The sequence below is a fragment of the Secundilactobacillus yichangensis genome (assembly GCF_016861565.1).
Lineage (GTDB): Bacteria > Bacillota > Bacilli > Lactobacillales > Lactobacillaceae > Secundilactobacillus > Secundilactobacillus yichangensis.
Genome location: NZ_BOLK01000002.1, coordinates 74,102 through 100,607, shown reverse-complemented (window position 1 = coordinate 100,607; position 26,506 = coordinate 74,102). Strand labels below are relative to the sequence as shown.

38 protein-coding genes are annotated in these 26,506 nt (G+C 41.8%); 30 read left to right on the top strand and 8 right to left on the bottom strand.

Going from position 1 to position 26,506, the window contains the following annotated elements; translation table 11 throughout:
• The first annotated feature begins 12 nt into the window (after positions 1-12).
• From JUE95_RS02290 to JUE95_RS02195, 21 genes are all read left to right on the top strand, one after another.
• On the top strand, positions 13-360 hold the full coding sequence (locus JUE95_RS02290) for a phage baseplate plug family protein (protein WP_203648886.1): 348 nt from the start codon (positions 13-15) through the stop codon (positions 358-360).
• Positions 353-1,294, top strand: a complete 942-nt coding sequence (locus JUE95_RS02285) for a hypothetical protein (RefSeq protein ID WP_203648885.1) — start codon at positions 353-355, stop codon at positions 1,292-1,294. Before JUE95_RS02290 ends, JUE95_RS02285 begins: the two co-directional genes overlap by 8 nt.
• Complete coding sequence (locus tag JUE95_RS02280) at positions 1,287-1,664, top strand: hypothetical protein (protein WP_203648884.1); 378 nt, start codon at positions 1,287-1,289, stop codon at positions 1,662-1,664. Before JUE95_RS02285 ends, JUE95_RS02280 begins: the two co-directional genes overlap by 8 nt.
• Entirely contained in the window at positions 1,657-2,028 is a 372-nt protein-coding gene (locus JUE95_RS02275; protein ID WP_203648883.1) for a contractile injection system sheath initiator, read from the top strand. Before JUE95_RS02280 ends, JUE95_RS02275 begins: the two co-directional genes overlap by 8 nt.
• Complete coding sequence (locus JUE95_RS02270) at positions 2,012-3,244, top strand: baseplate J/gp47 family protein (protein ID WP_203648882.1); 1,233 nt, start codon at positions 2,012-2,014, stop codon at positions 3,242-3,244. Before JUE95_RS02275 ends, JUE95_RS02270 begins: the two co-directional genes overlap by 17 nt.
• A complete protein-coding gene (locus tag JUE95_RS02265; protein WP_203648881.1) occupies positions 3,234-3,860 on the top strand; it encodes a hypothetical protein in 627 nt (208 codons plus the stop codon). Before JUE95_RS02270 ends, JUE95_RS02265 begins: the two co-directional genes overlap by 11 nt.
• Positions 3,853-5,226, top strand: coding sequence for a pyocin knob domain-containing protein (locus JUE95_RS02260; protein WP_203648879.1), 1,374 nt, complete (start codon positions 3,853-3,855; stop codon positions 5,224-5,226). Before JUE95_RS02265 ends, JUE95_RS02260 begins: the two co-directional genes overlap by 8 nt.
• 10 nt (positions 5,227-5,236) lie before the next feature.
• Positions 5,237-5,797, top strand: coding sequence for a hypothetical protein (locus JUE95_RS02255; RefSeq protein WP_203648877.1), 561 nt, complete (start codon positions 5,237-5,239; stop codon positions 5,795-5,797).
• A gap of 119 nt (positions 5,798-5,916) precedes the next feature.
• Entirely contained in the window at positions 5,917-6,516 is a 600-nt protein-coding gene (locus JUE95_RS02250) for a hypothetical protein (RefSeq protein ID WP_203648875.1), read from the top strand.
• A 56-nt stretch (positions 6,517-6,572) separates the two neighbouring features.
• Entirely contained in the window at positions 6,573-7,025 is a 453-nt protein-coding gene (locus tag JUE95_RS02245; protein ID WP_203648873.1) for a hypothetical protein, read from the top strand.
• Positions 7,022-7,135, top strand: coding sequence for a CD1375 family protein (locus tag JUE95_RS12805; protein ID WP_268920901.1), 114 nt, complete (start codon positions 7,022-7,024; stop codon positions 7,133-7,135). Before JUE95_RS02245 ends, JUE95_RS12805 begins: the two co-directional genes overlap by 4 nt.
• Before the next feature lie 17 nt (positions 7,136-7,152).
• On the top strand, positions 7,153-7,326 hold the full coding sequence (locus JUE95_RS02240; RefSeq protein ID WP_203648871.1) for a CD1375 family protein: 174 nt from the start codon (positions 7,153-7,155) through the stop codon (positions 7,324-7,326).
• 51 nt (positions 7,327-7,377) lie between these two features.
• Complete coding sequence (locus JUE95_RS02235) at positions 7,378-7,758, top strand: hypothetical protein (RefSeq protein WP_203648869.1); 381 nt, start codon at positions 7,378-7,380, stop codon at positions 7,756-7,758.
• Positions 7,755-8,024: a hypothetical protein gene (locus JUE95_RS02230; protein WP_203648867.1), complete on the top strand. Its 270-nt coding sequence runs from the start codon at positions 7,755-7,757 to the stop codon at positions 8,022-8,024. The genes JUE95_RS02235 and JUE95_RS02230 overlap by 4 nt, the downstream gene beginning before the upstream one ends.
• Positions 8,017-8,304 (top strand): hypothetical protein, encoded by a 288-nt coding sequence (locus JUE95_RS02225; RefSeq protein WP_203648866.1) that lies wholly within the window; start codon positions 8,017-8,019, stop codon positions 8,302-8,304. The genes JUE95_RS02230 and JUE95_RS02225 overlap by 8 nt, the downstream gene beginning before the upstream one ends.
• A gap of 11 nt (positions 8,305-8,315) precedes the next feature.
• Entirely contained in the window at positions 8,316-8,900 is a 585-nt protein-coding gene (locus JUE95_RS02220; protein WP_203648865.1) for a phage holin, LLH family, read from the top strand.
• Positions 8,893-9,969: a GH25 family lysozyme gene (locus JUE95_RS02215; RefSeq protein WP_203648864.1), complete on the top strand. Its 1,077-nt coding sequence runs from the start codon at positions 8,893-8,895 to the stop codon at positions 9,967-9,969. Before JUE95_RS02220 ends, JUE95_RS02215 begins: the two co-directional genes overlap by 8 nt.
• 329 nt (positions 9,970-10,298) lie before the next feature.
• Positions 10,299-10,562 (top strand): AbrB/MazE/SpoVT family DNA-binding domain-containing protein, encoded by a 264-nt coding sequence (locus JUE95_RS02210; RefSeq protein ID WP_203648863.1) that lies wholly within the window; start codon positions 10,299-10,301, stop codon positions 10,560-10,562.
• Between the two features lie 92 nt (positions 10,563-10,654).
• Positions 10,655-10,978 carry a type II toxin-antitoxin system PemK/MazF family toxin gene (locus tag JUE95_RS02205; RefSeq protein WP_203648862.1) on the top strand — a complete coding sequence of 108 codons (324 nt, stop codon included), beginning with the start codon at positions 10,655-10,657 and terminating at the stop codon, positions 10,976-10,978.
• Between the two features lie 166 nt (positions 10,979-11,144).
• Positions 11,145-11,477 carry an acetyl-CoA carboxylase gene (locus tag JUE95_RS02200; protein WP_203648861.1) on the top strand — a complete coding sequence of 111 codons (333 nt, stop codon included), beginning with the start codon at positions 11,145-11,147 and terminating at the stop codon, positions 11,475-11,477.
• Between the two features lie 133 nt (positions 11,478-11,610).
• On the top strand, positions 11,611-11,937 hold the full coding sequence (locus JUE95_RS02195) for a hypothetical protein (RefSeq protein WP_203648859.1): 327 nt from the start codon (positions 11,611-11,613) through the stop codon (positions 11,935-11,937).
• Between the two features lie 911 nt (positions 11,938-12,848).
• Here the strand turns inward: JUE95_RS02195 and JUE95_RS02190 are convergent.
• The 5 genes from JUE95_RS02190 to JUE95_RS02175 form a co-directional block, all read right to left on the bottom strand.
• Positions 12,849-13,268, bottom strand: coding sequence for a hypothetical protein (locus JUE95_RS02190; RefSeq protein ID WP_203648858.1), 420 nt, complete (start codon positions 13,266-13,268; stop codon positions 12,849-12,851).
• 273 nt (positions 13,269-13,541) lie between these two features.
• A complete protein-coding gene (locus tag JUE95_RS02185; RefSeq protein ID WP_203648857.1) occupies positions 13,542-13,937 on the bottom strand; it encodes a hypothetical protein in 396 nt (131 codons plus the stop codon).
• A 336-nt stretch (positions 13,938-14,273) separates the two neighbouring features.
• The gene (locus JUE95_RS02180; protein ID WP_203648856.1) at positions 14,274-14,678 is read right to left on the bottom strand and encodes a type II toxin-antitoxin system death-on-curing family toxin; all 405 of its coding nucleotides are present in this window, start codon (positions 14,676-14,678) and stop codon (positions 14,274-14,276) included.
• A complete protein-coding gene (locus tag JUE95_RS12800) occupies positions 14,675-14,800 on the bottom strand; it encodes a hypothetical protein (protein ID WP_268920900.1) in 126 nt (41 codons plus the stop codon). The genes JUE95_RS02180 and JUE95_RS12800 overlap by 4 nt, the downstream gene beginning before the upstream one ends.
• 704 nt (positions 14,801-15,504) lie before the next feature.
• The gene (locus JUE95_RS02175) at positions 15,505-16,239 is read right to left on the bottom strand and encodes an SDR family oxidoreductase (protein WP_203648855.1); all 735 of its coding nucleotides are present in this window, start codon (positions 16,237-16,239) and stop codon (positions 15,505-15,507) included.
• A 174-nt stretch (positions 16,240-16,413) separates the two neighbouring features.
• Between JUE95_RS02175 and JUE95_RS02170 the strand changes: the two genes are divergently transcribed.
• The 3 genes from JUE95_RS02170 (at position 16,414) to JUE95_RS02160 (ending at position 19,831) form a co-directional block, all read left to right on the top strand.
• Positions 16,414-17,451 (top strand): zinc-binding dehydrogenase, encoded by a 1,038-nt coding sequence (locus tag JUE95_RS02170; RefSeq protein WP_203648854.1) that lies wholly within the window; start codon positions 16,414-16,416, stop codon positions 17,449-17,451.
• Positions 17,452-17,611: 160 nt separating this feature from the next.
• Positions 17,612-19,186, top strand: coding sequence for an Nramp family divalent metal transporter (locus tag JUE95_RS02165; protein ID WP_203648853.1), 1,575 nt, complete (start codon positions 17,612-17,614; stop codon positions 19,184-19,186).
• A 30-nt stretch (positions 19,187-19,216) separates the two neighbouring features.
• On the top strand, positions 19,217-19,831 hold the full coding sequence (locus JUE95_RS02160) for a TetR/AcrR family transcriptional regulator (RefSeq protein WP_203648851.1): 615 nt from the start codon (positions 19,217-19,219) through the stop codon (positions 19,829-19,831).
• Between the two features lie 62 nt (positions 19,832-19,893).
• On the opposite strand, the gene JUE95_RS02155 is transcribed toward JUE95_RS02160, so the two are convergent.
• Positions 19,894-20,838: an aldo/keto reductase gene (locus tag JUE95_RS02155; protein WP_203648850.1), complete on the bottom strand. Its 945-nt coding sequence runs from the start codon at positions 20,836-20,838 to the stop codon at positions 19,894-19,896.
• 196 nt (positions 20,839-21,034) lie between these two features.
• On the opposite strand from JUE95_RS02155, the gene JUE95_RS02150 reads away from it, so the two are divergent.
• From JUE95_RS02150 to JUE95_RS02135, 4 genes are all read left to right on the top strand, one after another.
• On the top strand, positions 21,035-22,207 hold the full coding sequence (locus JUE95_RS02150; RefSeq protein ID WP_203648848.1) for an MFS transporter: 1,173 nt from the start codon (positions 21,035-21,037) through the stop codon (positions 22,205-22,207).
• Between the two features lie 122 nt (positions 22,208-22,329).
• A complete protein-coding gene (locus JUE95_RS02145; RefSeq protein ID WP_203649130.1) occupies positions 22,330-23,226 on the top strand; it encodes a metal ABC transporter solute-binding protein in 897 nt (298 codons plus the stop codon).
• Positions 23,227-23,344: 118 nt separating this feature from the next.
• Positions 23,345-23,908 (top strand): cadmium resistance transporter, encoded by a 564-nt coding sequence (locus JUE95_RS02140; protein WP_235995102.1) that lies wholly within the window; start codon positions 23,345-23,347, stop codon positions 23,906-23,908.
• Positions 23,909-23,958: 50 nt separating this feature from the next.
• Positions 23,959-24,303 (top strand): ArsR/SmtB family transcription factor, encoded by a 345-nt coding sequence (locus tag JUE95_RS02135; protein ID WP_203648847.1) that lies wholly within the window; start codon positions 23,959-23,961, stop codon positions 24,301-24,303.
• 40 nt (positions 24,304-24,343) lie between these two features.
• Here JUE95_RS02135 and JUE95_RS02130 read toward each other — a convergent pair whose 3' ends face one another.
• The gene (locus tag JUE95_RS02130; RefSeq protein WP_203648846.1) at positions 24,344-24,895 is read right to left on the bottom strand and encodes a GNAT family N-acetyltransferase; all 552 of its coding nucleotides are present in this window, start codon (positions 24,893-24,895) and stop codon (positions 24,344-24,346) included.
• Positions 24,896-25,085: 190 nt separating this feature from the next.
• On the opposite strand from JUE95_RS02130, the gene JUE95_RS02125 reads away from it, so the two are divergent.
• Both JUE95_RS02125 and JUE95_RS02120 read left to right on the top strand, forming a co-directional pair.
• A complete protein-coding gene (locus JUE95_RS02125; RefSeq protein ID WP_203648845.1) occupies positions 25,086-25,496 on the top strand; it encodes a hypothetical protein in 411 nt (136 codons plus the stop codon).
• Between the two features lie 119 nt (positions 25,497-25,615).
• The gene (locus JUE95_RS02120) at positions 25,616-26,056 is read left to right on the top strand and encodes a universal stress protein (RefSeq protein WP_203648844.1); all 441 of its coding nucleotides are present in this window, start codon (positions 25,616-25,618) and stop codon (positions 26,054-26,056) included.
• A gap of 67 nt (positions 26,057-26,123) precedes the next feature.
• Here JUE95_RS02120 and JUE95_RS02115 read toward each other — a convergent pair whose 3' ends face one another.
• Complete coding sequence (locus JUE95_RS02115; protein WP_203648843.1) at positions 26,124-26,393, bottom strand: DUF805 domain-containing protein; 270 nt, start codon at positions 26,391-26,393, stop codon at positions 26,124-26,126.
• Positions 26,394-26,506: the final 113 nt, after the last annotated feature.

The window sequence follows — 26,506 nt, the reverse complement described above, 5'->3', positions numbered from 1 at the left end:
GAGGTATTTTGAATGGCACAATATGACACAATTCCATGTGACCCCAATCAGTTACCTTATGAGTACACGATTATCTTTGACGAAAAGGCCTATACATTGGGTTTTCAGTACAATGAGTACTCTGACCAGATTACCGTCTCAATTTCGGATGATGACGGGCTGATTGCCCGTGAACCACTAGTACTTAAACAGCCAATGTTTCAGGCGGTACATTACAAGGATCGTTTGCCACTGATTGAATTGATGCCTATTGATGAATCTGGCAATGAAATCGAAGTAAATATCGACAATCTGAACTTAACGGTTGAAATTGCTGATACCAGCACTGATTTAACGGATGCAGGTGACGATGATGGCTAATATCACAACTAATAAGGGTACTTTCTGGGGTTATGAGACTGACCTGCAAGTCATTAACAGCGATGGCACGTATACATTCACAACCAAGAAACCACGTGGTTATGGGCTGACTATTGAGTTCGAGATTCCGTTTAATACCGATGGCAGTATTCAGCAATTCACCGTTACTCTGTATAACATTTCTGAAGAACATGCCGCTGTATTAAAAAAGGGCAACCATGTAAAGGTCACCTCAGGTCCGACTGACCTGTTCAGTAAGCTCACTGAAGGTACCATTATCAGCACGGAAGAAGATCCCGATGATAATTTGGATTACCCTATCAAGCTTAACTGCCTAGGTGGAGTTGATTACTCAAAAACAAAGAATATTTACTCAACCGCTTCTGGCTCTAAGGACGTTAAACACGCGGTCACGATTAAAAAAGGTGAAGTCATTAAGTGGAATACCACTAAACGTTTGAAAGTGAAGCTGACTTTTAAAAAGGGTACCAAGCCAAGTACAATCATGAAGCGGATTATTCGACAGGCCAAAATGACGGTTAAAATCAAGCATCTTAAGACGGATAAACCAATCAAAAAGGCTTATACCCTAAGTGCCAAGCCGTTTAACGCGTTACAATCACTCGCCAAACAATGTGGCAGTAAGCTGTACTTTACCCCTGATGGATGGGTGATTGACGACTTCTCTAAACCGGATGTATACAAAGACCATATTTATCTGACTTCCAATGAATTGGCTAGTGAACCAACTAAGAATGAAGATGATGACGGTAAAGTCACGTATTCTTTTACAACTGCATTAGATCCCCGGATATACGGCGGAGTAATAATTGATTTGAATTCACGGACAGTTGATGGTTTTGTCCGCGTAATTAGCGGTGAACATGATAGTGCGGACTGGACGACACAATGTGAGGTGGAAGAAGTTGGCTAAAAGAAATGCATTAACCGATTTAGCTAAAGTCATTGCTGAAGATGTGCCAAAATCAGCTAGCTCAGACACCCATACCTCCTCTGATGCCAGAGTTTTGAGTATTAATGGTGGGTTAGCCGACTGCCAACTGACTGGAAGACCTGCCGATGAAGAATCACTAATTTTACGAGACGTTATTATTTCTGATTCGTGCAAGTGGATAGCGGTCAGCGAAAAGGAAAATGAACCTTTAAAGGTTGGCGATTTAGTGCTCATTAATTTTGTCGATCATGACATCACCAATCTCAATTCGAAAGGCTATACCTATGACTCTGACCGCAATCATGATCTTTCAGATGGTATTATCGGGGCGGTGATTCAACATGGGTGATTTTGCGTATGACGATCAGCATGATATTTTGCTTGATCCAAACAGTAAAGATATAGAAGTAACGAATGACAATCTCCAACAAGGGATTGTCATTTTTTTGAACACTAATCAAGGTGAACTGTCATGGAACCCAACCTTTGGCGTTGATATGCTGCAGATCATTATGGATATCCACAATGAGGCGGCACTGTCGAGTGAACTGGAGGAATGGCTGACAGGCTACTTTGATGAAATTGATTCAGTGGTCGTTGACTCCATCACTTTTAACAAGCGGGTGGCTACGATCAGTTTAAAAATCGTCGTTAGCAACGGTGACGACATTCAACTAGGTTTGGAGGTGGATGATGATGGCATTAATGACTAAGGATGGTCAGTTTGACCGTCCTGAAATTGGCGATATCAGAGAAGATATCAATGACATTGCCAAACAGGATATATCACCTGATGCCCCGACTGATGATGCTCATTTACTTGGTCAGTTTTTAGGTATTATTTCTGACCGTGATGATTTAATTTTTAAAGGCTTAGAAGCAGTTTATTTCTCTTTATTCGTCTTGAGCTCTCACGGAGACACTCTTGACCGAATCGGTATTGAAGAAGGAGTGCTGCGAAAACCAGCAGCACCAGCTTCAGTTGAATTGCAGGTCGATGGTTATCCCGGCGGTTTTATTGCCGCCAATTCACTGTTTTCAACGGATGATGGTGTGCTTTTTGAAACAACTGACGATGTGACGTTCGGTGATATCACGATGATTGACGACCCGGATAATCCAGGAACCAAGATTCAGCTGCAAAACGATAACGGTGTCGGCCTTTGCCGGGTAACTGTCAATGCAATGGCAGTTGATTCCGGTATTGGTGGCAACGTCAAAGCTGGCGCTATTACATATAACGCCGATGCTAACGAAGATATATATGCGATTACAAATGTTCAGGCAGCAGCTGGCGGTCAAGATGCCGAGGTTGATAAAAGCTATGCTGACCGAATTATCAGTGACCGGCTAGCGGGTGGTGCCAGTTCCGAAGATGGTATCACAACTGCAGTAGGAAATTTGCCCGATGTTAAACAGGCTAAGTTAGTTTCTAATCGGACAATGGAGCCAGATAAGTATGGTAATCCAGCGAAATCGGACCATTTATATGTGATTGGTGGCGATGATCAAGAGGTTGCGGATGAGTACTTCCATGTACTTGGTGTAACTGAGTACACAGTTGGCTCAATTGCAAAAACTGTTTATAACCTGTCAGGGGACGCACGAACAATCAAATTTGACCGTGCCAAGACAGTACCGGTGTTTATTCAAATCAATATCACTACTACAGATGATTTTGATTCCGATAATGGACTAGCTGATATTCGCACTAACATCAAACAATTCTTTTCGGAACTCAAGATGGGTGAAACCGTGTTATTTAGCCAGATATTTGGTCAAATTTGGAACGTCCACGGCATCACGGATATCAAGCTAGCCATGGGTACTGATAAGACCAAGCTGGCACTGGATAATGTCAAAGTAGATGAGTTTGAACTAGCAGTCACGGATGATGATGCAATCGAGGTGAACGTGAATGCTGGATGATTTTAACATTGATGAGATTGCCGACCGGATTCGCAGTGGGCTTCCGGCTTACTTTAATCAGGAAGATGCCTCTATCAATCAGGCATTACTAGATGTTATCGCTAAGCGCTTTGAAACGATTGCCGATGTTTTGATGAAGATCAAAGATGCTTATGAATTAGACAAAGCTGATTCAGGGACACTTGATATGTATGCTGCCGACTGGGGTGTACATCGAATCGATAGTGATGATGATTACCTACGGATGGAAATCCGGCTTGCTCGAATGCGCCATCGGATTGGCACTACCGAGAATGACTTGATTCGCTTAATTTCATATGCGCTGCAGGCCGACCCTAGTGAATTCAGCTTAGTCGTTGACCGTGCACTACTAAACGGTGAGCCTAAAGCACTAAAGATTATCAATATTCCTGATAAATACAATGAGAAGCGTAAGCGAGATTTGTTGGTTGCTTCACTAGAGGCAGCTACCACACCAGAAGTACGAATCGTTGAAGTACAGTTTTCAACTATTACAGTAGCTCAACTCTATGCCGGCGCTGCTACTCAAATCTGGCGTAAAAATAATCCGACATTAATTACCTCTAACTTGGAAGGAGTTGAAGCTGATGGCTGATGAAAAGCCAGCAAAATTTACCACGATTACCGATGCCGGGGTTCAGCTGATTGATCAGCTGGCTGCAAAATCAAATACCATCACGGCATTTCGGGCAGTTGCTTCGAGCGCCCCGCACTGGAATGACAGTTTAGATGATATTCGGGCAATGACGGATATTGATTCTGTCGAGCAGACTGGTCAATATATGGGGAATTTTAATCAGGGAACTACTACTGAAACAGTTCAAATTGACTTTAACCAGCAGGAATTAAAGGCTTCCTATGAGCTTGCAACTGTTGGCTTGTTTGCTACAGATGGCAATAACAAAGAGATTCTGTATGCTGTTGAATGCTTACAGGAGTCACAAGCTATGACGCCATCTCCTGAACATGATGTCAACACGCATAATATTAAGATTGTCGTTGGCAATACTTCTCAGGTCACGGCGGAGTTTTCAGACGCGGACGTTGTGTCTCAGGCAGCCTTTCAAGCAAACCTAGCAGCATACACCAAAACAGTTGATTTGCCAAAGTTGATTGCTGACAACATCCCGAAAGATATTGCATTCACTGATAAGCCAAATACTTTTAGTGAGCAACAGACTTTTTCGGCTGGCGCGGTAGACGGCAAGGGCAACGCGTACATTACCAAGGATGAGGTGCCTAATCCTGACCTGACCGGGCTACAGCCGAAGGGTGATTATGCCACTCATGCTGACGTCAATAGTTCACTTGCTGCGTACACCAAGACGGAGTTACTTAACCAGACGCTGAAGCTGCTTGATACAACTACTGATGTAGACGCGAAGTTAGCTAAAAAGGTTACTGATAACGGCGATGGTACTGAGCAATTAAGTGGTAAAAAGATTCAGCCGTTTAATGCGATCCCCACTGTTATCGCAGCTGGGACAAATATTGATTCTCTGCAAACGACTGGAAACTACTTTATCGAAGGCGTAACAGGTGTTACTAACTTACCAGGTAATGGGACTACTTGGACTAATATCTTGGTTCTACGAGGTGATAGCAGTAACGGTTCACAACTCGCCATTAATTCCAATACTGGGGCTATGAGTGTTCGCGGGTGGAGCAGTGATACAAAATATACAGCCTGGTTTGCTTTGGCAACCTCAAATGATGTCAATGCTGCTAAGCAGGCCGCTATCACGCAAGCTGATAACGATACTAATACTAAACTTGCAAATTATGTTGGAATTAATCCATCAACATCACAAGTCACTAATCACACGGTTAAGTTTAATGATGGTCAGTTGATTGTTAATACTCAGCCTGTAGTTACTTTAGCCGGTGCAGCGGATCCTGATGAAGCAACCGCAAAAACAAAGTCCAGTGATGGTTTGCTTCATTACACTATTGAAAGCTAGGTGATAAACTATGGCAATCATGTATAAAGGCAATAAGCTTAATAACTTGGCATACAAAGGTCAGACAGTTGGTTCAATTTATTTAAAAGGCCAGAAAATTTATGGCTACCACGTATCACCTGGAATTGTTCTTTGGTCTGAAAACAAGGCTTTCATTTCTAGCATAGAACATGGTGTGGAAACCAACTTTAAAACGGCTTCATTCATCAAAGCTGACAGCACCTTAACATTAGCAAAGCCTATTTCTAAATTAGAAAATGGGTTAACCATTAATGTCAGTTCAAGTGCTGTGATCAGTGATGGAAGCAGATATGAAACCAATTGGAAAGCGCCAGATGGCTATAAGCCTTCGGTTAAATTTTCTAAGGTTGATTTACTGAGTGCAAAGTGGTTGCCTTTCCAGTCAACTGATGTTGGCAGATGGCAAGTTAATGTCAAGATGATAAATGATACAATACTACAATTTCAGGCAATCAATGATGGTCAAAAATTTTTAAATTCAACGAATTTGGGAAACTTACAAATTAGTACAAACCAATGGTTGATCATTTCAAAAGTAGTCGCTTATTAGGAGGTATACTATGTCAAACGTTGATATGACGGCATTTACAATGGGGGGGGCACGTAGCCCTCGCCTAAACCGCTTCGAGCTTGAACAGCCTCTCATCACACAGATGGGGGGCTGTTAATATGGCGATTTTTATGAATGGACATAAACTGACCAACCTAATGTATAAGGGGCAAAAAATCGGTAGCCTATGGTACAAAGGGAAGAAAATTTATAGTTCAATGCTTTCAGTGGGTACGCCAGTATGGACAGGACCGAAGGCATTCGTTAACAGTCTTTCTGATTTAAAAGATGGAGAAAATGTTAACGTGCCGGCAGAAGGCAGGCTATCAATTGGGCAGACTATATCACTTAACCACCCACTAAAAAACTTTAAGAATGGTGTTTCAGTTAATGTCTCAAAATCTGTATTAGTAGGGAAGCTATATAGCAACAGCAGTTCTTCGTTTTCTCTAGCCGCATCTAGCGACTATGGTTCAGTTCAGTCTGTCAAACTTACAGTCGCTCAGATCAAGTCCAGAGCGACAATAAAAATAGCCTCTGGCGAATCACAAACCATTTATGTTCAGGCGGTAGATGACACACACCTGAAGTTTTATACGCAGGGAAATTTCGATTCATCGCAGCGGCTTGATAATTCCACAGTGATTTATCAATACTTCGATGGTTCTAGCCTTTTGACCGTTGGCCTTGTGATGATTGATTCAATAACTGCTTATTAGCACTCGACAAACCGTTTGAGTGCCTTTTTAATACTCAAATTTAAGGAGGTAACATAATGAGTCAATTCTATGTACAACGTGATGCCGATAAATTCGGCACCAAACTAGCAACCAAGTTAGCTGACAGCGACGATCCAAAGCAGTGGTTGCAAGTCACGATCGCTACAGCTAACGACAACGACTTTAAGCAGAACTTCATGCACTATCAAATAAACGATGACGGTACCGTTATCCGTGGTGGTGCTGATGCCGCAACTATTGAAGATGTCAATAATCAGCTGGCAACAGCGCTTGATACCATCAAGAACTTAAACGACTCGCTGACTAAAGCCAACAAAACTATCACGACTCTGCAGACCACTTATCAGCAAGACAGTGACCTTACCAACGAAGCCATTCTGGAACTGTCTGACCAGTTACTGTCCACTGCACCGGCTGACAATACGGCGACGACTGCTAAACCTGCTACTGACAGTACAACTGCTCCTGCAGGAGGTGATGCTAAGTGAACGCACTAGCCACATTGTATGCTAACTCAGTCAAAGCCGGTGACCGTAAGATTGAACAGGTACCGGCTGTTATTCGTCCCGAAGTCCAAAAAATCCTAGATCAAAAATAAGAAAGAGGTAAATTATTATGACTTTAAATAAAAAGTTTTCTGCTTTAACCATGCTGTATGCTGCTAACGTGCTTGACGGCGGTCGGACACTTGACGAAGTCCCCGAAGTTTTGCGTGATGATGTTGCCGGTATCCTAAAAAACGACGACAGCGCCGATTCTACCACTGCCTCTACTACGCCGGCTGCTTAATTGGTGCCTTTCTAATTGGGCTTCTGATATAGGAAGGATGGTGAGTAGACGATGTATCGAATTTTTTCTTGTATGAAGAACAATCCGTTTCACACGGTGATTGGCTTAGTGGAGCTGGGAATCGGTGTGCACCTCATTGACCATGATCAGTATTTCCAGTGGCCACCTGTCATTGATGGAATAGCTAACGATGACATCGTTGGCGCTCTGTTCGTGCTCGTCGGTGCGGTCATGCTGTTCTGGGTGGTTGATGAAGAACGGTCAGTACGGCTAGACCACGCTGTGCTGATTGCTTCATCTTTCTTGATGTGTGTACTAACACTGTATCAATTCATGCACTGGATTGTGCTGGGAATCGACATGCCATGGATCAGTAACGCTGCGCTGACCGCGGTCATCATGATTCTGGCAAGACGGAGTGACAGCCAGTGATGGTACCCGAATGGGGACACATCTTGCTTCAACTCAACCCTATTATTGCCATCATCCCAGCAACGCTAGCAGCCTACCTTACTTATCTACTTGGCAAGCGCAAGTCAGACCGTGAGGAGCGTTTTCAAGAGATTAATTACTGGAAAAACGTTGCCGAGGAAGAACGCAAGCGACGCACGGAAGCCGAGGACGAACTGGCTGAACTGCGTCAGGTTTTGCAAAATGAAAAAGCTAAAACAAATAAGGAGAATGGAAAACATGGCTAAATTAAACAACCCAACAAATGTGCTATTTTCAGCGCTGATCTTAAATGGCAAGGCGTCAATTGATGATGTACCTGCCAAGTTAAGAGCTGGCGTGCAAGCCGAACTCGATTTCTTTAATGATATTGACATTGCTGGTGCCAATGAAACGGCTACTACTGACGAACCAGCACCCGTATCAAGTGATGCTCCTGCAGCACCAGTAGTGGTTAAGTCAGACGATACCGAAGACACTGACAAAGTGGTATCAGACATCAACAGTGCTGTCAAAGACGCTGAATAGGGGGTGTGAGCATGCAAAATGCACTTCAAGTATTAAGTGATAGTGGTGCCTTGCAAACCATTCTGATGGCTATCTTAACTGCTGTGGTTATTCCACTGATCAATCAAGGTCATAAGTCTGCTAAAACTAAAAAGGTTTCCAACATCTATGACGTGTTGGATAAGCTGGCAGAAGGCACCGTCGCCAAGCTAGCCACTCAATATGACTTACCATCTGGTGTTAAGCATGACCAAGCACTGCAAACCATTTCGGAACAGCTTGCAACAAAAGGTATCAAGTCAGTGGATGCTAAAGAGATTGATATGGCGATTGAAAAAGCCTATCAATACTTTACATCCCTTGATACTAAGGCTCAAACTAAGCAATCGGAGTTTAATGACGGTCTATCTGCTGCTGACAAAGAATCACAAAAAGCTGTTGAAACTGTGTCTGAACCTAACGTAGAGTTCAAAGAGGCAGTTGCAGAGCCAGTTAAAGTTGAAGCTTCTGCAGACCCTGAACAAGACAGTCTGACCAAGCTACGCAACGCTATTGCCTCTGCTCAAAAGATTCTGGACGAAAAGGAACAAGCACAGGGTGGTGACAAGGATGCCTAGATATGACATTGTCGATATATCCAATAACAACGGCTATATCAGCACAACCACCTTTAGAGCTATGAAGTCTAAGGGTGTCAGAGCTATCATCAGCAAGGTTAGTGAGGGAACGTACTACTACGATTCAACAGCAAAAACTAACTTGGCTCGTGCTAAGTCAGTTGGTTTAAAGATCCACGGTTATCACTTTGCCCGCTTTACAACGGTATCTGGTGCCAGAGCAGAAGCTTACTTTGCAGTTAAATGTGCTAAGTTCGCTGGTGTACCTAAGGGTGCCGTGCTGGTCTGCGACTTCGAAAGTTACAATCGAGGCTGGTCACAAAATGGTGCTACGACTAAGGCATTCGCCAAGATTGTTAAGGCTGCCGGTTACCGCTACGACCTATATACCATGGGGAGCTGGACTAATTCAGTGTCCATCAACAACGCTGGTCGGGCAGGCTGGATTGCCAATTATCCATACAATCCGTCAGGTATGAAGCTATACGCCTCATATAACGCCTGGCAATGGACGTCTGGCGCTCACTTCGCTGGCAGTTCATCACGCTTTGATGTGTCGGTAGCTTACTCGGACTTCTATACTAAGGGAGCCACGAGTAGCAAGCCGAAGAATCTACACGAGTATTTCGACTGGAACCCAGTTTGGATCTATCCACGTTATACCGTGGCAGCTTACAAGACAGCAGCTGAAGTTGGTCATGGCAAAGGTGTGGTCAAACACTACTCAGCCAAGACTAAATTGCACGTCAAGTCACTGGTAAAGGCCAAGACTTCTAAGCATGCTGTTTTCCAGCTGACTAACGGGCTTTATATCACAGCTAACACAGCTTACGTCAACAACTTGTACTACACGACGGCTAAGAACCATGTCAAGCGGGTCAAATCAGTACGTGGCACAAACAAATACAAGTCTAAGAAGTTCGACCATAAGTATCTAGTTGCCAGTTTACACGCTGGAACATTGTTTGATGTTGCCAAAGTGGTCAAAGTTGGAAGCGTCACACGATTGCAACTAGCTGATGGTACGTACATCAGTGGTAACAAGTTAATCAATTCATATGTAAAGTAACACAAAACAAAATAAGTAATCTCGATAATAAAGCCGTCTACCGTTAATGGGTGGGCGGCTTTTTTTGTGTGCGAAAGTGACATTTAAAGTGAATATATCAAATTGTACACAATATATGGTTGTTGTTTAATTGGAACAAGATAGAATTATTGAGAGAGAAAAATTGTCTACCTACCATTTGATGTAGCTGGTGATAAAGATTAGATGATACGTTGTAACATGTTTAAACATATGCTATACTCTTAGTGTGGTATTAGAAATAATACTGTGTGTAATCAAGGAGGTATAAGTATGCTAATGGGTGAAAGGAAGGTAGGTGAACCGGATATATGAAAACTACAATCAAAAAGTGGGGTAACTCGCAAGGTGTTATGATTTCAAAAAAATTATTGGCACAGATTGGGATTCATCAACCGGTTAACCAAAGCATCGATGTTGATGTAGATGGCGATCGGCTCATTATAAAGAAAATCTCAAATGAGTCAAAAATGGATAAACTTTTTGAAGGCTTTGACACTGAAAAATATTTTAAGGAACATCCAGGCTCACATGAAGTAAACTGGGGCGCTCCTGTAGGGCATGAGGTATGGTAATTATCTTCTAGGCACCATGCTATCTCTTGACCGGAGAACCTTATGGTTCCACTTGGAGGTAGCATAAATTCAATTTCTAGGAGGTAATTGCTATGCAATTACGCCAAGGTGATATTATCACCGTTAGCTTCGATGGCACTGAAGGCCATGAACAACGTGGCCAGCGTCCAGCATTAGTCGTTTCAAGTGATTCTTATAATCGGTTTACCCGAATGGTGAAGGTTGTAGCAATCACAAGTCATGGCACAGACTTTCCACTCCATGTAATGCTTCCCGCAGGTTTGCAAACTTATGGGCAAGTTTTGACTGAGCAGGAAAGGTCTATTGACCCACAGGCGCGTAAAGTAGAGTTTATTGAACGTTGCCCGCAAGAGGTATTAGATAAGGTGTTAGACCTTGTTAATGCTTCATACTAAAAAAGCTAGCTACAAATTGTAGTTAGCCACCCAGAGAATATGCACGCTGTCATCTATCAAATACAGTGTACATATTCTTTTTATTTCTGTCAAAACAAATAACATAAATTTTTAAAATTACTGCAAACGTGTGTTCGCATATTATGTTATAATATTTGACGAGGTGATGAGGGTGACACCAGCTAAGGAAGCTGACCTGATCTATAGCCGTATTGAGCCACTCTTTAAACGAATGAGCCGCACACGATACAATATCAGCATATCTAACGATATCTACGACAAGACGTACAACTTTTTCTTTGAGAGCCAGCATGCCGGTATGCGATTGAAGTCCACACCGCTGCACTCGCTCACTGATTACCGACTGGAGTTTCTCGAGCAGGTTGTAGACGAGTTAAAGAAGCACACACAGCTCAGCATTCACTACACTGGCTTTGCTGGTGAAGTCTGGCCGGTTAAGCAAACAGTCATACAGAAAACTAAAAGTCCACTGGAGTAAGTCACCTTATTGGTGGCTTATTTATTAAGGAAATCTAAATTCAATCCATTTCGAGTGCTGTTGTTAGTAGCCAAACATTACACGTGTTATATTCATATAGTTCTAGTCGCACTCAACCACGAAAGGATACTATATGTACTATTTGATGACTATCACCGCTGTTCACTGTGAAACGCCTAATCTATCCCTGCCACCCAGTAAGAAAAAATATAGGATTGAAATCCATGCGGTCAGCCAAGAGACAATTGATAACCCTCAAAGATTGCTAGATATCCCAGTGAGTTCAGTCCCAGAATGGGTATGGAAAGTTGGCTCGGTTGAACTTGATAAAGAAGAACGTGCCCATGATCATTGGGCTGGCGAAATTGTTATGCGAATGACAATCATCGAATTAAGGGATCAGCAACACGCTGATTGGCTGATAGAGAGGCTAAATGAAGAATACATGGTAGTCAATTAAAACTGAACCAATTAAAAAGCCACCCAGCTAATTAAGTTGAGTGGCTTTCTAATATATTATAGGCAACAGTCTCGGATGATTTCCTCGTACTCCATCAAGTTCTCGTGTGTGAGGTGGACAATCTCACCATCAAGCCAAACGTCCATGCTATCGTCTGTGGGATAATAGGCTAGTATAGACATATGTTTTCCTCCTCTCTAACAAATATAGATACGTTATTTTATTTTATAAAATTTTATCTAAGTAAAGAAAAACCACTCAAAAATGAGTGGTAAAAGAAAATACGCCTAAAAAGGGTTTTACTAAGCTAAGAGCTAAGCAAGCTCAAAATAATAGTGTTAAAATTAGCTATAATCGTTGATCCTAAAGCATATACAGGAATTCATTGAGGAGACCTGTACTCTCCTTAAATGTGGTGTTTTACAAATAGTATTAGCTCTCTAAAACTTGATTTGGGGAGCTTTTATTTTTGGCATCGTTATAAAAAGTTTTAAATATTTTTGCACACATTCTGCACAGAAGTATAAATTCCCCCCCAAAAAAATAAACCATTTTAAACTTTATAAAATGGCTTTTGTGTTCGTCAATCAAGTACGCATATACTCGCATAGTGAAGCATGGCAACAGCTATGAAAGTGAAATTTCTTGTGGTCAATTTCGCACGTTTTGAGTGACTTGGTTAAGGTTTTAATATCTATTTCATTTACGAACCTCATCAATCGCCGAATTGATGGGGTCTTTCTTTTGCCCAAAAATTTGCGTCATTTATTGTAGAGATCACTTCATTGAAGCAGGTTCGAATACTGAATTGTCACAAAGGCCGCATATGAAGACTGCCAAACAGATGTTTAAAACTCGCATATCAGGGTTAAAGAAATGATTGTAATTTAAAGGTAAATAAAAACAGGTCTTTAAGACCTGCCTTTGTACCAAATATCGTGATTGCCTTTGAAACCGTGGTGCTTGTATTGTGAGTAATCCGCAATCTTGAGTTTATTTCCCGATTTATAGATGACGGTATCAGAATTGAACTTACGGCCATAGGCGTAAATAGTTCCTTTGATTCGATAAGACTTGTTAATGTGTGACCATTTAGCATTCTTAGTTACGCTGGCCTTAGTACCATTCGGTATCATTGTCCAGCTTGATTTATGAAACTCAACCCAGTCATTACCACGTACTGAATGATGACGGTGGAATGTGTATGTTCCGCTTAATGCGGACGGAATGCCCTTATGCCACGTTGAAGCGTTAGCAGTAGTAGACACCGTACCCAGACCAGTTAATAGACTTGCGCCAAATGCTAATGAAACTAAGATAGATTTTTTCATATTGATCTCCCCCTGACGTTCTTAATATACCGCTAATTTATGTATTAGTTAATATCAAATTAAGAGGGGAAAAGACATGATTTTAGTTAAACCAAATGATTACGCCAGCAATGGTGAAGATCTGTTTGATCGATTCGAAAATGGAGTAATACGTAATCCAGACCAGGTACGTGGATCCTACAAAGGTAATATGATTAGATATTTGTCACACTATTAGTGTAAGAACGGTATTGAAGATCCGCGGAAAAGCTGAAACGTATTTAGATTGATTGGTTAATACCGATACATATATTCTTTTAAACCATATAAGTTAATATGAATTTTACTAGAACTGTAACGGCGAACTTTAATAGTTTCATATGAGGTAGCGTCGCTATTTCCTTTAATGTAATAATATTTACCAACTTTTTTGTACTTCATATTTTTTAAGGTGTCACCATATTGATAGCCGATGACTTTTATTTTTGATTTTGTAGCTATAATGGTCTCCCGTCGATTTGGACCGGTTTGTTCAGATTTAGGTAAAAGCTTAGTGTGATATTTTTTATTAACTAACCAGCTTGGATTACCTTTATGCCAAGAGGCTGCCTGTGCCGTTGTGGTAGATATCCCAGCACCACTAGCCAGTCCTAATGTAATTGCGAGTGTAGCAACAATATAATTTTTCATGTGTTTTTCCTCCCCTGATAGAATTTATATTACTCTAATTGATTTATTAGTTAAAGGGAGAATTAAATTTACAGTAGTGACGAAATTGACGGTTGCAACCTACGACTCGTAGTTTTGTAAATAATCAAGTGCTGAGCATTTTCGCTAGATTTAGAAAAGGCGAGAAAGTAGAGTATCGTAAAGGTATATTTGAGGATGCGTATTACCTTATTATTCCAGCATTTGTTGAATTATCCAAAGAAAGAATCGTGGAAATTTAGAGAAAATAAAGCGCCGCATACGTAGCTAGATTTCTGGCTAACTATGTATGCGGCACTTCGTTGGTAAGAGTAATCCTTATTCTGTGCTTTTACTATAAAATTTAAAAGCTGGTGCAATGTAAATCATTTGATCTTTATTATCTGGTGAAAACATTCTGTCAAACATGAAATCTCTGGCATCTGAAGCTGACAGCGTAAACTCAATGTGGTTGAGTTTCAAAAATATCACGGCACTGAGATAGGCCGTTCCAATATTACCGTCTGCAAAAACCCGGCTCTTCGTGAGCTTTTGCAGTAAGCACGCCGCCTTAAGCCAAATTGTTCGGTAGACTTCGTGACCATATGACACCATTTGGGGTTGTTCAACGATCGCACTTAGGCCATCCTGATCAACGACTGCTGCGGAGCCCTTACCGGTTTGTTTAATAAAGTATTGATTAATGGCAATTAATTCATCTTTAGTTAAATATCTTACTGTCATAGACTCTTCAACAAGTCCATTGCGTCCTTGTTCTCCTCGTATGCTTGATTAAGCACCTTTTTAAATTCTTCGCTGACATTTAAAGCGTCTTGCTTGCTACTTTTTTCGTTTTCTTCTGCCATTATAATTCTCCTTTGTTTAGCTGATCAATTGCATCAGCATATCGATTGTTAGACTAACTGGACTGCACCAGTCAAATCTTTAAGCTTTGAATTTCGCCATTTATCAATATAAAAACGACGCGGTTATTATTGTTTAGTAACCGCCTTCATTGTTTTTAAATCAACTTCTATGATATAACTAACAACGGTAATTTTCAATAAGCAGCCTTTCTGTTAAGGACGGCCATTAAGTTAGTCAAGTAAGCTAAATTAACAGTTATAGTTATGTGTAGAAGACGGAGGGGAGTACGAAATTGAGGATACTAATAATTTATAAAATATTTTGTTTTAGATACAAACAGTTGGAATGTATTGCATTAGAATATTATCTTCACAATCTATGTGACGTTTTATAAAAACTAATTGATTTTATTTAATAATTTTTTTGTATGTTAACTCACAATAGTAGCAACTAATACTGTTTATATTAAAGAAACCTTCTCATTTTTTAAACAAATTTACAAAAAAGGCTTGTTTTTAATATTGGTTTTTAGTAGACTCATAGTTGTACTTTCTTTCGAAATACAATTCTCAACTACAATTACAGATGACGGTCCACTACACCCGGCATCATAAAAGAGCGATAAACGCCTTTCCCATAACGGAGGCATTTACCGCTCTTTTTGTTTTAAATATGCAGGCGTCTACTGATCGTTCTAGAAATCTTAGATAATTTGTGAAGAGGGACGTAGCAATACTTCATTAATCGCCACATCTGCTGGCTGATCGATGGCGTAAGCAACGGCATTGGCGACATCTTCGGCGTTCAAGCCGTTTTCCTTTTCCTGCTTTTCGGTTTGTGCGCGTTGCTTAGGATCACTGATCGTGCTGAACAGTTCGGTATTCACCGCACCAGGTGAGATCATTGTCGTTTTGATATGGTTACCGACTTGTTCCTGACGTAGGCCATCCATAATTGCTTGAATGGCATACTTAGTTCCCGCGTAGACAGCAGTTCCCGGATGGACAACGTGGCCGGCGACTGAATCAGTCGTGATGATTTGGCCGCTTTGCTGTTTGATCATGATGGGGAGCACCGCTGCAATCCCGTACAGAACGCCCTTGATGTTAACGTCAATCATACGCTCCCATTCATTAACCTTTAATTCGGCCATTTTCGAAATGGGCATTAACCCAGCATTGTTGTAGATAACGTCCACCCGTTGAAAGTTATCGGTTGCTAATTTAACTAAACTGGCAACACTATCGCGGTCAGTAACGTCTGTTTGCTGATACAAAACCGTGTTAGCAGGAAATTCATCCGCAATTGTCTTTAATCGGTCTTCGCGACGGGCACCAATAACAACTTTAGCATCTGATTGCGCTAACTTTTCAGCTGTCGCACGGCCGATACCGCTAGAAGCACCGGTAATGACCACAACTTTATTTTTAATTGTCAAAATACCAACTCCTCTTTAATTGATACTTTCATTTTAACATTATTATGGGGCAACCGTTCTGGTCTGAACGACCGCTAAGGACGCCTTGACTTAGCCCATACTCTAACTGATATACTATTAATGGATTTTTAATTAGGAGTCAATCTTAGTATACTTTGAAAGGGGATATCATCAATGAAAACAACGATTTTTGAAAAAGCTGGTCAAGTAGCGATTGAAAACGTTGATAAACCAACCATTCAGGCAAGCGATGATGCCATTATTAAAGTTGTTAGAACCTGTGTCTGCGGTTCCGACTTGTGGGCGTATCGCGGGTTGGAAGATAAGACTGCTCACTCTGCTAATTCAGGACACGAGGCCATTGGGATCGTTGATTCTGTCGGCAGTGACATTACAACGGTTAAGCCAGGTGACTTTGTGATTGCACCATTTACACACGGCTGCGGCCATTGTGCGGCTTGTTTAGCGGGCTTCGATGGTGACTGTCAGAATCATGACGATAACTTTAGTTCTGCGGTTCAGTCCGAGTATTTCCGTTTTCAGCATGCTGATTGGGCGCTGGTCAAAGTGCCTGGTCAACCAAGTGACTACACCGATGGCATGCTGAACTCGCTGCTAAGCCTAGCGGATGTCATGGCTACCGGTTATCATGCGGCACGAGTCGCTAACGTGAAAACGGGTGATACCGTGGTGGTTGTCGGTGACGGTGCCGTGGGCCTCTGTGGTGTGATCGCTGCTAAAATGCGCGGTGCTAAACGAATCATTGCGATGAGCCGGCACGCAGACCGTCAGAAACTGGCTACTGAATTTGGTGCCACCGACATTGTCGCTGAACGGGGCGATGAAGCCGTAGCAAAGGTGATGGCATTGACGAATAATGCCGGTGCGGATGCTGTCTTGGAATGTGTCGGCACTGAGCAGTCTAATGACACTGCCATGAAGGTTGGCCGGCCAGGTGCCACTGTTGGCCGAGTGGGGTTGCCACATGAACCTAAAATGGACATGACCGATTCATTCTACAAAAACACCATCATTGCTGGTGGAATTGCCGCTGTAACCACTTACGATAAACAGGTGTTACTGAAGGCAGTGCTAGATGGCGATATCCATCCAGGAAAAGTGTTTACGAAAGCCTTTAAATTAGATGATATCAATGAAGCTTATCGAGCAATGGATAAACGTGAGGCAATTAAGTCCTTGATCATCCTTTAATTAAATTAATTAGTGAAATTGATCCATCAGCGTTCATTCGCTGATGGATTTTTTTCATGTCATCAAAAAAAGTTAGGTATATCAAATAAGTAGTTTGATTAAGTATAGAAATATTGTACAATACCAAAGGAATAAAATTTAAAGAAAGTTGGGTTATGCTGTGAAGAACGATGACGCGAACAAAAAGCACCGTTTGATTCAATATGCCAACGGTAAATCGTTGGAAGAAATCAATGGTACCGTTGAAGTTCCAAAGGGAAAGGGATTCTGGCGAACGTTGTTTATGTACTCTGGGCCTGGCGCACTAGTCGCGGTTGGTTACATGGATCCTGGTAACTGGTCAACATCGATTACCGGGGGTCAAAATTTCCAGTACATACTGATGTCTGTCATCTTAATGTCAAGTTTGATTGCGATGTTATTACAATACATGGCAGCTAAACTTGGCATCGTGAGTCAGATGGATCTGGCACAGGCAATTCGTGCACGGACTAGTAAATCATTAGGGGTAGTGCTCTGGCTTTTGACTGAGTTGGCCATCATGGCAACTGATATTGCGGAAGTTATTGGGGCTGCGATAGCGCTTTATCTATTATTCCATATCCCGCTGGTATACGCAGTTTTCATTACCGTGTTTGATGTCTTGTTGCTGCTATTGCTGACAAAAGTCGGTTTTCGAAAGATTGAAGCCATCGTTGTTTGCTTAATTTTGGTGATCTTATTCGTGTTCGTTTATGAAGTGGCTTTGTCTCATCCTAACTGGGCGGGCGTTTTTAAAGGCTTGATTCCAACGGGTCAGACCTTTTCCAGCGAGCCTCACGTTCAAGGAATGACGCCAATTTCTGGAGCACTTGGAATTATTGGTGCCACAGTGATGCCACATAATTTGTACCTCCATTCAGCCATTTCTCAATCACGAAAAGTTAATCATGATGATGAGGAAGATGTTGCAAGAACCGTGCGTTTCACCACTTGGGATTCAAACATTCAGCTGTCGTTTGCCTTTATTGTGAACTCGCTGTTACTGATTATGGGTGTGGCAGTGTTTAAGAGCGGGGTTGTCAAAGACCCATCGTTCTTCGGTTTGTTTCAGGCACTGTCCAATACTTCAATGTTAAGCAATGGTTTGCTGATCAGCGTTGCCAAGTCAGGGGTGCTCTCTGTACTTTTCGCTGTTGCTTTGTTGGCTTCAGGCCAAAATTCAACGATTACTGGTACCTTAACCGGACAAGTGATCATGGAAGGTTTCGTCCACATGAAGATGCCGCTGTGGCTACGTCGGTTAGTGACTCGGCTCATTTCGGTGATTCCAGTATTGATCTGTGTGGCCATGACGGGGAGCAAACCGCCGTTGCAGCAACACGAAGCACTGAATACATTAATGAACAACTCTCAGGTGTTTTTAGCCTTCGCACTACCATTTTCAATGCTGCCATTGCTGATCATGACCAACAGTAAGTTGGAAATGGGTGAACGGTTCAAGAACAATTTACTAGTTAAAATTTTCGGCTGGATTTCTGTGGTTGCCTTAACTTTCTTAAATATGAAGGGATTACCTGGGTCCATCGAAAGTTTCTTCGGCGATCATGCAACTAAGTCACAATTAGCCACTGCTGATATGATTGCCTATGTTTTGATTGCTGCTGTTCTAGCGTTACTTGTTTGGACGATCTATGACTTGTATCGCGGTAATAAGCGACTTGAGGCAAAAATAAATTCAGAATCAAATCATTAAATGATTTAGTCCATCAAAGAGGCATTGGGTATGACTAAGGAAAATACATTTTCAAAGAGTCAATTTATTACTGTTTCTAAGGCATTATTTGCTACTCAAGGTTACACCGGCACAACTACCCGGGAAATTATTGAACGGGTGGGCGGTGCTGCAAAGGGGTTACTGTACTATTATTTTCCAAAGGGGAAGCGTGAGATTCTTGGCTGTATTCTAAAACAGAACGGTTTGGAGAAATTGGGCAGTATTCAAATCGATTTTAGTCAGGCTTCAACCAAAGATGAGCTTGAAACTGGCATATTGACCGTCTTTGAACAAGTCTGCAAAGTATTTGAAGCTCAAGATATCTATGAATTGTTCGTGATCATTATTAGAGAACGTTTGTTGCTAACCAGTGAAGAAGTTAGTTTAATCACTCAAGCTTGGCAACAATTGGAGGATAATCTGAGCCAAAGCTTGGCTAGCTGTGAAGTTAATAAAACATTGGGAGTCGAAGCTTGCCAGTCATTAGGACGGGTGATCATTGCTATTTTTCAAAAGGCAATCAACGATACACTGTTGATCAAAAATCATCAACAGTTGAGTAAACAGGCTTTCAGTCAAGTTCAGACACAACTCCATTACCTAATTGAAGCAGAGTTGAAATAAAATCAAAAAGGTCGGCTAACGCCCAAATATGGGTATTGACCGACCTTTTGCTGTCTTATAAACTACTTATTCATGTTCTGTTCCCAGCTTGCCCGTGTGTTGACTTGTGCTTGATCAGCTAAAGTTTCAAGCGCCTTCATTTCGTCTGGCGTCAGGCTGAGTGAGATTGCGTGCTTAGTATCAGCAATGTAATGCTGCTTGGTGACGCCAATGATTGGGGTCGTTCCCTTCTGAATGACCCAAGCAGTGGCAATGTCAGCTACAGCAACGTGGTAATTATTGGCTAGTTCAATCAGCTTTGCCAATAATTCGTTTAGACTTGGCAACATTGGGTTGTAGGTTCTTGCCCGGGCACTGTTGCCTTCAAATGGGTGAGCAGTATCGTGTTTACCCGTTAGCACGCCTTGTTCCAAAACCATGTAAGGGAAGAAGGTGATACCGTTTTGATGACAGTAATCCAATAACCCAGTGTTTTCTGATTGACGATAGAGTAAACTGTAGTGATTTTGCACGGCATCCAGTTTAACGCCGCCTGCCTTCAAAATCTCATTAGCACGCTTAACCTGTGCAAGGTTATGATTGGAAACCCCAACGTGCTTGATGACGCCTTTTTTAACCAATGGAATCAGCTTTGGTGTCCACTTTTCGACATCGTCTGAATTATGGATCCAATATAAGTCAATATAATCAGTATGCAACCGCTTTAAACTGCCAGCGAGCATTTGTTCAACGGCATCATCGCCTGAGCCAGCGAATACTGGTGTGAACTTAGTGGATAGGAAATATTCATCGCGGTTATAAGGCTTTAAACAATTACCCAGCAGCGTTTCTGAGGAGCCTTCGCCGTAAGCAGCAGCTGTGTCCCAAAGATTTAAGCCATTAGCCATTGCTGAATCGACGACGGCCTGCAAATCAGTTTGCGTCAGGTGATTGCCAAAGACCTGATCGCCGCCGTTTTTACCTGATCCCCAAGACCAGGTACCAAGTGCAACTTTTGCATCAAACATAATAATCCCCCTTTTTACTAAAGTTATGAACACCATAATTATGATAAAAATCAGCACTGATTGCAAATGACTTGTCTGTATAAGTGAAAAAATTAGCCATGGAAATGCCATTTAAGTAATCACCTGAGAATTGAGTTATACTGCCTGTGATTAAAACCGGGTGTCCAAACATCAGTTTACGACAGGAGAGCTGGAAATGAATAAAGAGCGTTTGAGAGCCTTAGCCTTTATTTGGGTGACTTTCTTATTAGGCTGTAATGAATTTATGGTGGTTGGAATTTTGTCGGAAATTGCGCATTATTTACACGTTTCACTAACACAAGTTGGGTATCTAGTGACGGTATTCGCCGTTGTGTATGCAATCAGTACGCCAGTCATCACCATTTTTACCAGTCAATATAATCGGTATAAAACGCTGTTAGTACTGATCAGTATTTTTCTCATTGGTAATACGTTGAGCGCTATTGCCCCTAGCTATGGCTGGATGCTGGTTTCACGGGTTATAGCGGCAAGCGTTGCTGGTGCCATTATTTCGCTGTTGATGGTGTTTATCTCAGTAATTGCTACCAAAGAAAAGCGGGCCAGTTTAGTTGCCTGGGTCTTTGCCGGCTACAGTATTGCGTCAGTTTTTGGGGTGCCCATTGGAACGATGATTAGCAGTCAATATAGCTGGCGCGACGCTTTCATATTGGTGTCATTGCTGACGGTGCCAGCTTATGGGTTATTAGTCTGGCTGCTGCCAAAACACGTCAAACAAGTGACTGGTACTTTTGGGGCTCAGTTGAAATTACTGCGGGATCGGCGAATTCAGATTGGTATTTTATTGGCGCTGTTTACAGCAGCTACAATGTATGGCTACTACACGTACATTCGGCCATTGCTCACTAGTGGTCTAGGGTTCAGTAGAAGCAGCCTGAATAGCTTACTATTTATGATTGGTCTGATGAGTATTGTATCGAATCGCTGGTCTGGTCACTTGGCCAAGCATGGCGGGTTGAAACGACTGCCAAAATATTATGTTGCTGATCTGGTGATTCTGATGCTGCTACCGGAAGCACTCAATAATGAAGCGTTGGGGCTAGGTGCGTTGATGATTCTGACGATGATCGTGACACTGCTCAGCGCACCGCTTCAAGTTTATTTTCTAGAAATTGCTGAAAATCATTATCCGCAAGCATTGCTGCTAGCATCGTCATTGAGCTCAATCTTTTTCAACTACGGCATTTCATTAGGTTCAGCGACCGCTTCCATCATGTTTGATGTGATCGGGTTAAGGGATATTAGTTTTGGGGCGGCAATTTATTCGCTGATTTCACTGTTATTGATTCTCGTTTTGAATCGAACAATAAAGCGTCAAACCGTTTCATAAATAGTTGCGGTCAAAACAACTAGGAAAAATGGTAATAATTACTATTTACATATGAGCTAATTTCCTGTATTGTTTAAAGAGTAATTATTACTATTTGGGCTGGAGGCAATGATATGTTTGGCATGAAGAGAATGAGGACGTTGGTGGCATTATGGTTTGCGGTCGTGGGTGCTGGGACATTATTAAGTGGATGCGGTCATGCCGCAAAGCAGTCGTCATCTGGTAAAATTCAGGTGGTAACTAGCACGGATTTTTACGGTGAAGTTGCCCGTGCGGTGGTCGGAAATAAGGGAACTGTCCATTCGGTAATTAACCAACCAGCAACTGATCCTCACGATTATGAACCCACTCCAAAGGTTGCAAAGACTGTTCACCAAGCCAACGTGGTGGTGGCTAATGGTATCGGTTATGATCGTTGGATGGACCGGTTGGTTACGGGCAAGAAGGCGACTTACATTCGGGTCGGCAATGATTTGTTAAATAAACAAAACGGTGATAATCCGCATCTGTGGTATCGACCGCAAACTATGCCGACTTTAGCTCGAACATTGGCCAAGCAATTTGGTAAGAAACAACCTCGGAATAAAGCGTATTTTGATAAAAATGCTGCCCGATACATTCAATCGCTGAGACCTATCAACAATGAAATCACTGAAATTAAACAGCTCAGTGCTAAGCGGGGACAAAAACAAGTCTATGTCAGCGAACCAGTTTTTGACTATGCGATTCAGGCACTAGGTTTTAAAGTGGCTAACCATAGCTTTGAAGAAGCAATCGAAAATGGCAGTGATCCGTCACCCAAATCGATTCGGCAAATGCAAAATGGCTTGAAGAAACAGCGAGTGGCGTTCTTTGTTTTCAATCAGCAAGTTGATAGTAAAACGGTTAATAATCTGGTGGCAATGGCCAAGCAGAATCACGTTCCGGTTTTGAAGGTCACTGAAACGCTGCCAAATAATCTAACCTACAAGCAGTGGATGTTAAGTCAGTATCAGCAGTTGAACCAAATTTTGAAATAGTGTCGAAAAGCATTTTCATGACGGCCAGTCGTCTTGGAGATGTTTTTTTATGAATTTACTTTTAAATATGTTATATGTGGCATATAATATATCCGTAATAAGAGAGAAGGATAATAATTTGAATTATTGGTTATTAACGTTAACGTTTTTAAGCGTGAACCTTGATTTTTTCTTTATGCTGATTTTTCTACTCAAGAAATATCAGGTTGTCAAAGTGATGCTCGGCTATCTGTTTGGTAACTTGATCTTGCTGATTTTAAGCTATGCAGTAGGTAAAGCGCTGTTAGTCTTTCTACCGGAATGGCTGCTAGGTATCTTAGGAATTCTGCCAATTTACCTGGCGTTTCATGATGATGACGATGAGACTGGTGATAAGCACCAGCGGTCTCAGATTCTGAGTGTGACAATGACTTACTTATCGGTCTGTGCAGGGTGTAATCTATCCATTTTTCTGCCCGTATTAGTTGGCGAATCTTTCGCACACTTCTTACTGACGCTTGTTTTCATCGGCTCATTAACGTTGCTAGTTGTTTTAATCATTAAATTAGTAGCGGAAATTCCCGTTATTACTAATCTGATGACGCGATATGGTGAAAAGTTAATGAAGGTTTGCTACGTTTTGATTGGTCTATGGGTATTCTGGGATAGTGGATTAATTAGTCATATCGTGGCTTTCTTCTGATAGTTGTACCATAATAGAGGTATTAATCCTTTAAAGTTGAGGTGATCGGCGTGAAAGTCAGCAATGCGCTTTTAGAGGAAGCCGCTAAAATTTATAAGGTGTTAAGCAATACTAACCGAATTAAAATTCTTTATTTTTTGGAAGATAATGAGGCGGATGTGTCGACAATTGTTGATAACGTCAATTTGCCGCAACCGCTAGTATCACATCAACTGGCAATTTTATATCAGTATCAGCTGGTAACTCGGAATAAGATGGGGACTCATGTTTTCTATTGCTTGGATGATCCGCATATCCTTGAAATGGTGGACGCGATGCTAGGCCACGTTTCACATGAAATAAAGGGCGAACCTCATCCCTATAAAAATGCTTCACAAATTAAAAAACGCAGGTAAACCGAGTTGACGGTTTACCTGCGTTTTCAGTAACATCAAATTAACTTGCTTGGTGTTTTGCCGCATTATCTTCATGAGGCAGCATTTCATATACAAAACTTTGATCAGTAGGGTGGTAAACACCAAAGATTTCGCCAACTTTGGTGAAGCCCATTTTAGCAATCAAATGCTGCATTGGCTTGTTATCAGCATGCGTATCAATTCGGATACTCTTAATTTCTGGGTGATCCGAAATCACGTGGCTGATTACCGCTTCGAATAAACGGGTAGCGTAGCCGTGTCCTGCATGTTGAGAATGCACGGCAACCCGATGAATGACAATGTAGTCGTTAGAATTATTGAGCCAAGTGCCCTGCATAGTATCGTAGGATGTATCCGGTGCAGTGACGATGGCAATTGCGCCAACCGTTTCGTTATCATCTGACTGTGCTAAATAAGCAAAACCGTTGTTAATATCATAGGTGATTTGGTCACGGGAAGGGTAATCGCCTTGCCATTGATCAACACCGGATTCTGCTAATTGGTTGCTGCCGTCCTTTAAAATCGCAATAATTGTATCAAGATCTGCTAACGTCGCTTTTTTTAATTTCATCAATATCGACTCCTTACTTAAAATCACTTTTACAAGACTAACCTAAGTTGGAACTAATTACCAGCAAAAGATTTCAATTAATTTAAATTTTGAAATAATCCGTCATAAAAATGTGACCTTCTCGTTATTGTGTATTAATCCGGTTCGGTTATTCTAGTAGTCATGAACTTAGAAACTAAAGGAGGTCCACATGAAAAAGCCTTTAAAGATAGCGATAGTTGCAATGATTATGGCCTGTGGGACAGCAGGACCGTTATTTGGTCACGGTCAGCCAACAGCCGCAGCCAGCCGGAGAACTTCGGCTTTACAGCAGGCAAACTCAACATCGATTTCAACGAGACGAGTTGTATTAAGGCCCATGAATAAACTGCACATGGTCGTGACGGCTTACGATCAAAATGGGGATTTATGTCACCATCAATACAACTATCGGCTCTTTAAAAATGGTCGAGCTGTTGGCACCGGATCGTTTTCTGACGGGCATATGACTCGTGCAATCAAGGTGCAACCAGGAAACTACTCATTAAGGGTATATAGCGGTCAAAAACAGGTAACTTTCAGTGGTGGAATCTCAACTTCAAACCAACCGCACTTTGTATGATTCTTCACTATTAAGGGCATATAAATTGATTTCATTAGAATTATCATTCATACTAAAAACAGTTGGAAGCCGGATTTGCTAGCATAGCTCATGATGAGCTTGCGGAAGGAGCGATGACTATGTTCTCCCATATTTTAGTTCCACTTGATGGTAGTGATAATTCTAAGTCAGCATTAAAAGTTGCTATTAAGATCAGCAGGTATTTTGGTTCTACAATTACGTTGATTTCAGTTGTCGATCAGACCCGAATGACGCTGGCAGCTGGCAACGTCCCAATGGACATTCAAAGTGAATTAAGGAGCCATTCCGTTGAGGTCCTCAAAGAAGGCAAAGAGATGGCTGAAGAAGCTGGCATTGATGCCAAGACCATCATCGAAAACGGGTCGCCCAAGAGTGTCATTGTAGACACTGCTAACCATAACGATTATGATCTGGTTGTGATTGGCAAATCAGGTGTGGACGCCCTTAACCGGTTATTGATTGGTTCCACTACGGCGTACGTTGTTCGGCGCGCTAACGTTCAAGTATTAGTCGTTAACGCAGAAGAAGAGAATGAATAGTTTAAAACAAAAGATCAGTCATTTAACCCATTAGGTAAAATGACTGATCTTTTGTTTTACATTGTTATTACTGAACTTGCGATTGATTTAACGGCCAACGTTCGTTTTCAACGGTAGGCATTAGTAGCAGAATGAATAGCCAAATTATGCCAAGCACGGGAATGATTGAAATCAGTAACCACCAGTTACTGTGATTCGAATCGTGCAACCGACGTGCTCGAATGGTGAAGTTAGCGATCCACACCAAAACTAAGATGAGGCCGAAAATGACGGCGTTCAAATTGGCGGCCATTTCATAGTGACCGTTTACAAAATATTGGGATTGATGAGTCAGCACGCCATAAAGTCAAATCACAACGGTATTTATAATGTAGGCAGTCCAATATTGCTTACGGGTAGCCGTCGCGTTAAAAACAGTCAGCTTTGACCAGTACTCAAGATAGGTTTGAA